Genomic DNA, 11595 nt, shown 5'->3' with positions numbered 1-11595 from the left:
ATTGTCGGTGATTTCATAATTTAATGCCGCGGTGAAGGGCCACGATACCGCCGGTCAGGTTGGTATATTCACCCCGATCAAGCCCTGCCGTTTCCATCATGCCTTTCAGGGTTTCCTGATCGGGATGCATACGAATAGATTCGGCGAGGTAGCGATAACTCTCACCGTCTCCGGCCACTAGTTCACCCATTTTCGGCAGAAGGCGGAAGGAGTATTCATCGTAAGCTTTCGACAGCAGCGCATTATTTGGCTTGGAGAACTCAAGCACTAGTAACCGTCCTCCGGGCTTTAGCACGCGTGTCATAGAACGCAGCGCAGCATCTTTGTCGGTGACGTTACGCAGTCCGAAGGCAATCGTAATGCAATCAAAACTGTTATCGGGAAACGGCAGACACTCGGCATTGGCTTGTACATACTCAACGTTGCCACCGACGCCATTATCCATCAGTTTGTCCCGGCCGACTCTGAGCATGGAGGCGTTAATGTCGGCTAATACCACTTTGCCCCGCGGGCCAACCAGACGAGAAAATTTGAGTGTTAAATCGCCAGTGCCGCCAGCAATATCCAGCACATGGTGCCCAGGGCGAACGCCTGCGCGCTCAATCGCAAGGCGTTTCCAGACGCGATGGATACCCATAGACATCAAGTCATTCATGATGTCATAGCGCGCAGCTACCGAATGAAAGACATCGGCAACACGAGACGCTTTTTCGTCAACTGCGACTTCCTGATAACCAAAATGGGTGGTGCGTTTTTCAGTGGGGCTCATGGGGCTCTAGCTCCCGAGTTCGAGGCGGTAATAGTCGACCAAAAGGTCGTCGCAATAAATGGTTAGCGACATTGTAGCCTTCTCACCCCCAACTTGTCTGCGCTTCAACTGAGGTGAAGCGTCACAGCTGTTTGAATTGAATGCTGGCAGGTTCGCGAGAGGCACCGGCCTCTTCGAGGCGTTGCAGGGAGTTTTGCCAATAATCTGTTTGGTGCTGAGCCAAGTCGTAAAGATAGTTCCAGCTGTAAAGGCCGCTATCGTGGCCATCGTCAAAATGCAGTTTCAGAGCGTAGTTGCCGGCTTGAGTAATGTTTTGCAGTCCGACATCTTTTTTGCCTACCTGGAGCACGGCAGTGTCGCCGCCGTGGCCACGTACTTCGGCTGAAGGTGAGTAAACCCGTAAAAATTCGACAGGCAGCCGAAAGTTTTCACCCGTGGCGTAGCCAAGTTCTAACTCTCGAGCCTGTTTATGGTAGTGAACCCGCGTTGGGGTGGGGGCATTCGTAGAAATAGGGGCATTCATGGATGACGTCACCTTTTACGATATTGAGCTAAAGCGGATTGACCGGCTATTTACGCTTTAGCAAATGCGTGAAGGCAAGCGCCACGGCTAGCGTTTAATCGACAGGACGCCGATCAAGCACGAGCAACAGGGATGTTGTTCTCGTGCATAACGTTAGACGCAGCGCAGCCTGAATAGCAGCATTTGCGTGCGTAAATAGCGGGCAGGCTGCTGCGGGCTATACCGATATAAGCGCGTTTACAAAATATAGCGCGATAGGTCTTCGTCTACTGCTAGCTCACCCAGTTGGGCATTGACGTAATCGGCATCGATAACCAGAGGGCTATCCATATCGCCGCCTTTAAACGAGGCTTCTTCGAGGAGCCTTTCTAGCACTGTGTGTAGTCGGCGAGCACCGATATTCTCGGTGCCTTCGTTCACCTGCCAGGAGATCTCGGCAATACGCTCGATACCGTCTGGAGTGAACTCGATATCCAGCCCTTCAGTTGCCAGCAGTGCTTGATACTGCTTGGTAAGCGAAGCGGATGGCTCGGTGAGAATGCGTTGGAAATCGCCAGGTGTTAGCGCATCCAGTTCAACACGGATCGGCAAGCGCCCCTGTAGCTCAGGAATAAGATCCGAGGGGCGCGATAGGTGGAAGGCACCCGAAGCAATAAACAGAATATGATCGGTTTTGACCATGCCATATTTAGTTGAAACGGTAGAGCCTTCGATTAACGGCAGCAGATCACGCTGCACGCCTTCACGGGAGACTTCGCCACCGCTGGACTGGCCGCTGCCCTTGGCAACTTTGTCGATCTCATCCAAGAAGACAATCCCATGCTGTTCGACGGCTTCGACGGCGCGGGCTTTAATCTCTTCTTCATTGACCAGTTTGCCCGCCTCTTCATCGCGCAGCAGAACCAGTGCTTCTTTCACCGTTACACGGCGCTGTTCGCGCTTTTGCTGGCCCATGTTGGAGAATAGGCTCTGTAGCTGATTGGTCATCTCCTCCATGCCGGGCGGCGTCATAATGTCGATGCCCTGACCATGGGAAGATATTTCAATATCGATCTCTTTATCATCCAGCTGGCCTTCCCGGAGCTTTTTGCGGAAGGTTTGACGCGTGCCGCTCTCTTCCCTCGGCTGGTCTTCCTGGCCGCGGGGTGGTGGCAGCAGTGCATCTAGAACGCGGTCTTCAGCGGCATCTTCAGCGCGATGTCCGACTTCTTCCTTCGCGTGCTCACGAACCATTTTGATCGCGGCTTCCATCAAGTCGCGAATAATCGATTCGACATCGCGGCCTACATAGCCCACTTCGGTAAACTTAGTGGCTTCGACCTTGATGAAGGGCGCTCTAGCTAGCTTGGCTAGGCGGCGGGCAATTTCAGTTTTACCCACGCCGGTAGGGCCAATCATCAGAATATTCTTTGGTGTCACTTCCGGGCGCAGCTCATCGTCCAACTGCATGCGACGCCAGCGGTTACGCAGGGCAATGGCCACCGCGCGCTTGGCATCTTGCTGGCCAATAATGTATTGATCTAGGGCGTGGACGATTTCGCGGGGTGTCATCTGAGTCATAAAAAGGGCCTCAACGGTCGTTGATGTTCAGCTCTTCGAGCGTCACGTGGTGATTGGTAAATACGCAGATGTCGCCGGCGATTTCGAGAGACTTTTCAGTAATTTCACGAGCAGAAAGCTCGGTGTTTTCCAACAGCGCGCGGGCACTTGCCTGGGCAAAATTGCCGCCAGAGCCAATAGCAATAATGCCGCGTTCAGGCTCAACCACATCACCGTTACCGGTAATGATCAGCGAGGCACTGTGGTCAGCCACGGCCAGTAGCGCTTCCAGTCGGCGTAGCGCTCGGTCGGTGCGCCAGTCTTTCGCCAGCTCAACCGCTGCTTTGGTAAGGTGGCCCTGGTATTTTTCCAGCTGCGCTTCAAAGCGCTCAAACAGGGTGAAGGCATCGGCGGTGCCGCCCGCAAAACCTGCCAACACTTTGCCGCGATAAAGTCGGCGTACTTTACTCGCATTGCCTTTCATTACGGTGTTGCCCAGTGATACTTGGCCGTCGCCTGCAAGGGCAACCTGATTACCGCGGCGTACGGATACAATAGTGGTCATGGAGATAACTCCTTGGGGGAGACTCACGCTCCCGATGACTGATCGGCCATATTAAAAGACCGTAAAAAAAAGCGATTCACAACAAAATGCGGGCGGCTGATAAAAAATCAACCGCCCGCTAAATAAAGCCGCTAGATAAAGTGTTTTTTAAACGGGGCTTATGACGATTAAAGCTCGCCTGGCCCTTTGGTTAAAGTAGTCTGTGGTTAGACTAGTTCTGCAGTTGGATCAGGAGCGGCTCAATGCCTTGTGTGGCCATTAAGTCTTGGGCGCGGTTAAGCTCACGGGTATCTTCATAAGGGCCTACTTGAACACGATGCCAAGTATCGCCATTAGCCTTTACTTCGCTAACTTGGGCAAGCAGGCTTAAGTTGCGCAGACGGCCACGCAACTGCTCGGCATCACTTAACTCCCGAAACGACGCGGACTGCAACATGTAGCGATTAGGTGTGCTGGTAGCAGGCGCTTGCTGGGCGGCGGCCACTTGCTCTTCGGGTCGCATATTAGCCGCAATGACCTGAGCAATGGGGTCATCGTTCTGACGCGCACTTGCGTTGCTTGTTGCTGTTTCGTTTGTTGCTGCGTTGTTACTTGCCGTCGTTTGTTCCTGCTGTGCTGCTGCTTCAGGACGGTTCACAGTAGACGGTAGCGACACGCCAGGAGCAATGACTTCTGTGTCTGGCAGCAACGTGTAAAACTCAAACGTCGGCATTGCTGGCTCGGCGACGCTCTCGGTCTGGCGCGCTGCGCTGCGCTCATCGCTGTCGGCAGGCTTAGGCAAAACGGTCGCTTGGGGCGTGTCTTCCTGCTCTTGCCAAGGGGCGGTGCCGTGTTGGTGCTGCGCCAGGAAAAAGCCTGCCGCTAAACCTGCCACACCCCACAACCAGCCGGGAATCTTGAATCCGTCACCTGAGCTTTTGCTGGCTTTGCGCTGAGAGGTTGCTCCTCGGCGGGTTGGTTTTTCTTTTGGGCTGGCCATCGCTTACATCTCCTCTGGGGCGCTGACCCCCATAAGGTCGAGACCGTTGCGTAACACCTGCTTGGTCGCCAGGCCAAGGGCTAGGCGAGTGTTGCGCAGGGTATCGTCTTCGACCATGACTTTAACCGCGTTGTAGCACGTGTGGAAATCACCAGAAAGGTCCAGTAAATACTGAGCAACCTGCTGAGGCTCACGATTTTTAGCGGCGTTCTCAACCACTTCTGGATAGCGCGCCAAGCGGTTAAGAACGGCTTTTTCCTGATCGCTATCGAGCAGTGCGAGGTTCGCCAGAGCGACGCCGTGGTTGAAGGGCTGGCCCGCATCTTCGGCTTTGCGCAGCATGCTGGATACCCGCGCGTGAGCATACTGTATGTAATAAACAGGGTTGTCGTTCGACTGTGAGCGCGCTAGGTCGATGTCGAAGGTCAGCTGTGAATCCGCCCGGCGTGCAGCTAGGAAGAAGCGGGTAGCATCACGGCCAACTTCATCAATCAGGTCGCGCACGGTGACATAGCTGCCGGCACGTTTGGAAAGTTTTACCTCTACGCCTGAGCGGGTCACCATCACCATTTGATGCAGAACGTAGTCGGGCCAGCCTTTTGGAATGCCGACTTCCAGTGCCTGTAAGCCAGCGCGAACACGGGTAACCGTGGAGTGGTGATCAGCACCTTGCTCATTAATCACGGTTTTAAAGCCGCGTTGCCATTTGTTCAGGTGGTAGGCCACATCCGGTAGGAAGTAGGTATAACCGCCTTCTCGTTTACGCATTACGCGGTCTTTATCGTCGCCAAAGTCAGTGGTGCGCAGCCACATGGCGCCGTCTTCTTCGTACGTATGGCCATTAGCAACCAGCTTCTCGACGGTCGCCTCTACCTTGCCATCTTGATAAAGCGATGACTCAAGGAAGTAGACATCAAACTCAACGCCAAACGCTTTCAGGTCCAAGTCCTGCTCACGACGTAGCAAAGCCACAGCAAAGGCCTGAATGGCGTCTAGGTCATTAGCATCTGCTTTAGCGGTGACTTCACGGTCATCGGCTGTCACCGTTTTCCCTGCCATATAGTCATTGGCCACATCAACGATGTACTCGCCGCGGTAGCCGTCTTCTGGCCAGCTGGGATCATCTGGCCCAAGGCCCTTGGCGCGAGCTTGAACAGAAAGCGCCAGGTTTTTGATTTGGGCGCCGGCATCGTTGTAATAAAATTCGCGAGTCACATCGTAGCCGGTGGCTTCTAGTAGGCGGCAAATACAATCGCCTATTGCTGCGCCACGGCCATGGCCAACGTGAAGAGGCCCGGTCGGGTTGGCTGAAACAAACTCCACCTGGACTTTCTCGCCTTTGCCGATCAGGCTGCGGCCAAAGGCATCGCCGCTATCGAGCACTTGAGCAACAATTTGAGCGGCCGCATCGGTGGCAGCAAAGAAATTGATAAAGCCTGGGCCTGCGATCTCAGTTTTTTGAAGCGCATCGCTGGCGGGAAGGGCAGCAACCAGTAGGTCGGCAAGCTCGCGAGGGTTCATCGCTGCAGGCTTCGCCAGCATGAGGGCCAAGTTAGTGGCATAGTCGCCGTGAGCTTTGTCTTTGGTGGGGTCAACTTTAATGGTCGGCTGTAAATCGTCGGGCAGCACGCCTTGGTGCTTAAGCGCGGCAATCGCGCCTTCTAGCAAAGTAACAATGGTGTCTTTCATTTAAATATCCGGATGTCGTCGGTGGCGGCGTGTGCATGCGCATATACATGTAAATGGTAATGCAGTTATTCATATAAATGTAAATGCAGTAGCAAAGCGGCCATTATCGGCAATTGGCGCGCAGTTTCAAAGCCGTATTGCGTTACCGGGCGAGCCAATTGCCTTCGATCTACCTGTCTTTACGCGAGAGTTTGCGGGTCAATGTCGATTGACCAGCGCACTTTGCGTGCCTCTCGATTGGCCTCTAGCCACTGTCCCAGCCAGTTAGCAGCCGTGTGGCGCTGGCTACGTTTGTCCGCTGCCAGCATGATGTGTACATGATAACGGTTTTGACGGCGCTCCATGGGCGCCGGGACAGGGCCTAAACAGCGCACGGGAAGTTTTACTATTGTTAACCATTCCTGAAGTGCTTGAGCGGCCTGTTGGCCCAAAGCAAGGGCTGCTTCTTCATGGGGGCTTTCAATTCGTAGCAATGCCATAAAGCAAAAAGGGGGCAGCCCGGCGAGTCGGCGCTCTTCCAAAAGACTGCGTGCGAGTGCGCCATAACCGTGTTCAGCAAGTTGGCTCAAATGCGGGTCATCTGGGTGCAGCGTTTGTACCAGTACACGCCCCGGGTGAGCGGCACGCCCTGCGCGACCAGCGACTTGCTCCAGCAACTGCGCGCTGTGCTCCAAAGCGCGAAAGTCGGCAGCGTAGAGCCCGCCGTCGGCATTGACGACGACAACCAACGTGACATGGGGAAGATGATGTCCTTTCGCTAGCATCTGGGTGCCGACGAGCAAGCAAGGCTCGCCTCGCTGAATTTCTTTGAGTATCTGCTCAAAACTCTCTTTTTTACGCGTACTGTCGCGGTCAATACGGTGCACGGTAACGTTAGGGAACAGGCCTTGTAGCGTTTCTTCAGTTCTTTCGGTGCCGCTGCCCAGGGCGCGCAGGTCACCGCTGCCGCATTCGGGGCAAGCATCCGGCAGCGCCCGTCGGCTATCGCAATGGTGGCAGGCTAAGAGGGGGGGCTGGCGGTGGAGTGTCATGCGTGAGTCGCACTGCCCGCACTCGGCCATCCATCCGCAGCTATGACAAGCCAGTGTCGGTGCGAACCCCCGTCGGTTGATAAACACTAGCGCCTGTTTACCTGCCTTTAAGGTGCTTTTGATGGCGGCGATGGCGCTAGGCAGGAGCCCGCCCTGGCGTCGCTGATGACGTAGGTCAATCAACTCAAGCTTAGCTGGTGGGTGCCGGCTAGGGCGTTGGGTAAGCCGCAGATGACGGTAATGACCAGAAAGCGCTTGCTGCAAGCTCTCAAACGAAGGCGTTGCGCTGCCTAGTAGTAGGGGAATGTTGTGGTAGTGAGCCCTGGCAACGGCTAAGTCCCGGGCGTGGTAGCGTAGCCCGTCGTGCTGTTTATAGGAGCCATCATGTTCCTCGTCGACGATAATGGCCCCTGGGTTTTTGAGGGGAGTGAAAATAGCTGAGCGGGTGCCGATAATCACTAGCGCGCGGCCATTGGCAGGGGCCTCCCATACATCCAAGCGCTCTAGATCGGTAAGGCCCGAATGTAGCGCCACTACCGGTACCCTAAATCGGCTCTTGAAACGCGCCAGAGTTTGAGGAGTGAGGCCTATTTCAGGCACCAGTACCAAAGACTGCTTGCCTTTATCGGCGAGGGCTTCTATCAGTTGAAGATAAATTTCGGTTTTACCACTGCCGGTCACGCCTTCAAGTAAGCAAGGATGGTAGCTTTCGAGTTTTTCATGCAGTACGGCAAGTGCTGCGGCCTGCTCTCTATTCAGAGGAAGTGATGGCGAGGCCAGTAGGTTGCCGCCAGCAGGTTGCGCTGCGGTTAGTGTGGTTTCCTGGGCACGGGCGAAGCCTTTTTTTTGCAAGGCTAGAAGCTGTTCACGGGTGAAACCATGAGCAGTGATTGCTCGGCCAGCCAGCCCATGTGGATGCTGGCGCAGCAGGGCATACAGTTCGGCTTGCTTTGGTGCTCGTTGAAGCGGCAGGTCCCCCCCTGGTGATAGCGTTAGCCACAGGGTTTGTGTTCGTCCCCCCATGGGGTGGCCTTGGCGAAGCCGGGCGGGCATGGCCAGCTGCATGGTATCGCCTAAGCTGTGCTGGTAATAACGGGCGGCGAAATGGCATAGCCACTGCCAGTCGTTGGGCAGGGGGGCATCGTCGAGCACTTCGCTAATAGCGCGCAGCTTTCCGTGAGGCAGTTCGCTGCTATTGGCCAGTTTTGTTACCACGCCGACCACTTCCCTGCGGCCAAAGGGGACGCGCACTCTAAGGCCTACCTGCCAGCCGCAAACCGGTGGTTGGTGTGTTGGTAAATAGTCAAATAAGCGCCGCAGTGGTGATGGCAGGGCGACTTTTAGCACTTGAAACGGTGCTGAGGTCGCGCCTTGAGGGCGTGCCTGGTTAGAAACAGAGTCGGACAATTGGCCTCCGGCGTTTAGTTTGCTAGAATGCGCGGCCGCTCTGAATCTATAGGATGGAGCGGTTAACCGGTTAGCAGTTTTTTCAAACCCGTATGCGGTGCCTGGCAATGGATCAGGTGGCGGCATACAGCTCATGAGGCTCAAGATGAAACAAGGTATCCACCCGAATTACAACACGGTCACCGCTAGCTGTTCTTGTGGTGCAAGCTTCCAAGTTGGTTCTACCTCTGGTCAGGACTTCTCTCTGGACGTGTGCTCCAACTGCCACCCGTTTTACACCGGTAAGCAGAAGCAAGCGACCACTGGTGGCCGTGTAGAACGCTTTAACAAGCGTTTCGGCGCTGCCGTTAAGCGCGGCTAATCCTAACGGATTTGCGCTGTTGCAAACACACAATGTGTTTTGCAATGAGGCCCACGCTACGGCGTGGGCTTTTTATTCTCAGTGGCTCGCTTTTTCCCTTTCCCTTTCCCTTTCCCTTTCCTGATTGGCCTTTTGAAGACTTATTTGCGCTTAGTGATGACGCATCCATAGCTGCTTTTAAATAGGCACTTTTCCACAGGCTCTTCCGCACATATTAGCCTGTTGAAAAGTTAGCTTTTTTCTCTTTTTTTAGTGGAATTTATTTCCATAAAATGACGCATTGCATCAATAAGCAAACCTTTATGGCTGGGATGTTTATGCATAAGTTGCAGCAAATGATATTGAAAAGTTACGAACATGATGGAAACGGAGTTAAAACGACTGTTTTCCTGCAAAGTTTACTACGTGCTTGAGACGCATGGGTTTTTTCTATATTCTGGAGTGACTTTTCTACTTTAGGCTGATTGGACCTTGACCATGATGGATGCAAATAAGCAAGCGGCTTTGGATTATCACGCTAAACCGATTCCCGGTAAGCTATCTGTGGAGTTAACCAAACCCACGGCTACCGCGCGTGATCTGGCGCTGGCGTATAGCCCTGGCGTTGCTGAGCCGGTTCGCGAAATCGCTCGCGAGGCGGAAAATGCGTATCGCTACACTGGTAAAGGGAACCTGGTTGCCGTCATTTCCGACGGAACCGCCATTCTAGGCCTTGGAAACCTTGGTCCACTGGCCAGTAAGCCGGTTATGGAAGGTAAGGGCGTACTCTTTAAGTGCTTTGCAGGCATTAACTCAGTCGATATTGAAGTGGATGCTGAAAGCCCGCAGGCGTTTATCGATACGGTGGCGCGTATTGCGGACACCTGGGGCGGCATTAACCTGGAAGATATCAAAGCACCCGAATGCTTTGAAATCGAAAAAGCCTTGATTGATCGCTGCAGCATTCCGGTATTTCACGATGATCAGCATGGTACGGCCATTGTGACCGCCGCAGGTATGCTCAATGCGCTGGATATTGCGGGCAAGCGAATTGAAGATGTGAAGATTGTATGCATGGGCGCGGGAGCTGCAGCGATTGCTTGCATGCGTTTGCTAGTGTCTTGTGGCGCTAGTAAAGAGAATTTGGTGATGCTTGACCGGCGCGGTGTTATTCACACTGATCGCGATGGCATTAACGAGTATAAAGCTGAATTCGCCCGCAATACCGGTATGCGCACACTAGACGATGCCATCGACGGTGCTGATGTGTTTATTGGTCTTTCTGGTCCAGGGCTTCTTTCTGCTGAGCAAGTTAAGAAAATGGCCGCAGATCCGGTTATTTTCGCCTGTACTAACCCAGATCCGGAAATTCACCCGGCTGTGGCCCGCGAGGCACGCCCTGATGTGATCATGGCCACCGGCCGTTCGGACTTCCCGAATCAGGTAAATAACGTATTGGGTTTCCCGTTTATTTTCCGAGGTGCTTTAGATGTTCGGGCGACACGCATCAATGAAGCCATGAAGCTGGCAGCAGTCCACGCTCTGAAGGATCTAGCCCGAGAGCCGGTTCCCCAAGAAGTGTTAGACGCCTACGAGCGCACTGAAATGAGCTTTGGGCGTGAGTACATTATCCCGACACCGGTCGATATTCGCCTGCTAGACCGAGTTTCTTCGGCGGTGGCCCAGGCAGCGGTAGATTCAGGTGTGGCGCGCAAACCTTACCCGGCACACTATCCGCTCAAAACCATTAATGATGTTTACGGTGCGTCAGTTGTTTAGCACACATTAATGTACCCACCAACGCCCGTTTATAGCGGGCGTTGGTGTTTTGGGGGCCGGTTTTGTTGATCGGTTTAGTGTTGCTGAGGATATCGCCCCAGCCCCTCTTGAGCGGTAGATGCCACCAAGCGTCCATCGCGACGGTAAATATGACCGCGGGCTAAACCACGGGCGCCGCCTGCCCAGGGAGAGTCAATCACGTAAAGTAGCCAGTCATCCAGGCGAGTGTCTTCGTGTAACCACAGTGCATGATCTAGGCTAGCGATGCGCAGTTTAGGGTCAGTGAATTTAATGCCGTGGGGGACTAGTCCTGTCGTCAGTAGGTTGAAGTCTGACGCGTAGGAAAGCAGATGTCGGTGCAGTGCTGGGTCATCGGGCAGCGCTCCGCCAGCTAAGCGGAACCATAGACATTGGCCTGCAGGCGATGCATTGTCTGGGTTGCCCTTTAAATGCAGAAACTCGATAGGGTGGCCTGGGAAGCGGGTATGCTTCACGTCACCACTTTCGATGATGGCTTCCGGTGTGGCTACATTGGGCATCGTGCGTTGGTGGCTAATGCCCTCTTCCTCGCTTTGAAACGATGCGCTACAGAAGAAAATAGGTCGTCCTTTTTGTATGGCGGTGACGCGACGAGTAGTAAAGCTACCACCATCGCGAATCGTGTCTACTTGGTAGACGACGGGGCGGTGAGGGTCGCCGGGACGCAGAAAATAGCCATGCTGTGAGTGTGGGCGGCGATCATCGGGCACGGTGCGGGCCGCAGCTGCTAATGCTTGGCCTAATACCTGACCGCCGTAGAGTTGTGGGAAGCCGAGGTCTTGGCTTTGGCCACGAAATAGCGTCTCTTCAAGTGTTTCCAGCTCTAGTAAGCTTACCAGTAACTTCAGCGCATCGTTCATTCTCGGTATCCTTAGTGCTGTCCGTTTGGCCGCTAATGTTTGCCAGGGTATCTATGCGGCTATGGCACAATTAAA

10 protein-coding genes are annotated in these 11595 nt (G+C 54.1%); 2 read left to right on the top strand and 8 right to left on the bottom strand.

What is annotated here, in order from left to right; translation table 11 throughout:
* Nucleotides 1-13: 13 nt before the first annotated feature.
* The 7 genes from ubiE to REH51_RS05615 form a co-directional block, all read right to left on the bottom strand.
* The gene (gene ubiE, locus REH51_RS05645) at nucleotides 14-769 is read right to left on the bottom strand and encodes a bifunctional demethylmenaquinone methyltransferase/2-methoxy-6-polyprenyl-1,4-benzoquinol methylase UbiE (protein ID WP_498937132.1); all 756 of its coding nucleotides are present in this window, start codon (nucleotides 767-769) and stop codon (nucleotides 14-16) included.
* A 121-nt stretch (nucleotides 770-890) separates the two neighbouring features.
* Nucleotides 891-1292, bottom strand: coding sequence for a gamma-butyrobetaine hydroxylase family protein (locus tag REH51_RS05640; protein WP_498937130.1), 402 nt, complete (start codon nucleotides 1290-1292; stop codon nucleotides 891-893).
* A gap of 237 nt (nucleotides 1293-1529) precedes the next feature.
* Nucleotides 1530-2852: an ATP-dependent protease ATPase subunit HslU gene (gene hslU / locus REH51_RS05635; protein WP_009724833.1), complete on the bottom strand. Its 1323-nt coding sequence runs from the start codon at nucleotides 2850-2852 to the stop codon at nucleotides 1530-1532.
* A gap of 10 nt (nucleotides 2853-2862) precedes the next feature.
* Nucleotides 2863-3396 (bottom strand): ATP-dependent protease subunit HslV, encoded by a 534-nt coding sequence (gene hslV, locus REH51_RS05630; RefSeq protein ID WP_009724832.1) that lies wholly within the window; start codon nucleotides 3394-3396, stop codon nucleotides 2863-2865.
* A 211-nt stretch (nucleotides 3397-3607) separates the two neighbouring features.
* Nucleotides 3608-4375 (bottom strand): SPOR domain-containing protein, encoded by a 768-nt coding sequence (locus REH51_RS05625; protein ID WP_498937128.1) that lies wholly within the window; start codon nucleotides 4373-4375, stop codon nucleotides 3608-3610.
* A 3-nt stretch (nucleotides 4376-4378) separates the two neighbouring features.
* Nucleotides 4379-6064, bottom strand: a complete 1686-nt coding sequence (gene argS, locus REH51_RS05620; RefSeq protein WP_498937126.1) for an arginine--tRNA ligase — start codon at nucleotides 6062-6064, stop codon at nucleotides 4379-4381.
* Between the two features lie 179 nt (nucleotides 6065-6243).
* Complete coding sequence (locus REH51_RS05615) at nucleotides 6244-8628, bottom strand: primosomal protein N' (protein ID WP_498937124.1); 2385 nt, start codon at nucleotides 8626-8628, stop codon at nucleotides 6244-6246.
* 19 nt (nucleotides 8629-8647) lie between these two features.
* On the opposite strand from REH51_RS05615, the gene rpmE reads away from it, so the two are divergent.
* Complete coding sequence (rpmE, locus tag REH51_RS05610; protein WP_009724828.1) at nucleotides 8648-8863, top strand: 50S ribosomal protein L31; 216 nt, start codon at nucleotides 8648-8650, stop codon at nucleotides 8861-8863.
* Nucleotides 8864-9340: 477 nt separating this feature from the next.
* The gene (locus REH51_RS05605) at nucleotides 9341-10621 is read left to right on the top strand and encodes a malic enzyme-like NAD(P)-binding protein (protein WP_009724826.1); all 1281 of its coding nucleotides are present in this window, start codon (nucleotides 9341-9343) and stop codon (nucleotides 10619-10621) included.
* A 74-nt stretch (nucleotides 10622-10695) separates the two neighbouring features.
* On the opposite strand, the gene REH51_RS05600 is transcribed toward REH51_RS05605, so the two are convergent.
* The gene (locus REH51_RS05600; protein ID WP_498937122.1) at nucleotides 10696-11520 is read right to left on the bottom strand and encodes an acyl-CoA thioesterase; all 825 of its coding nucleotides are present in this window, start codon (nucleotides 11518-11520) and stop codon (nucleotides 10696-10698) included.
* Between the last annotated feature and the right edge of the window lie 75 nt (nucleotides 11521-11595).

The organism is Halomonas bluephagenesis (assembly GCF_054790765.1).
Note: the sequence above shows the minus strand (reverse complement) of the source record. Positions and strands in the feature narration are given on the sequence as shown.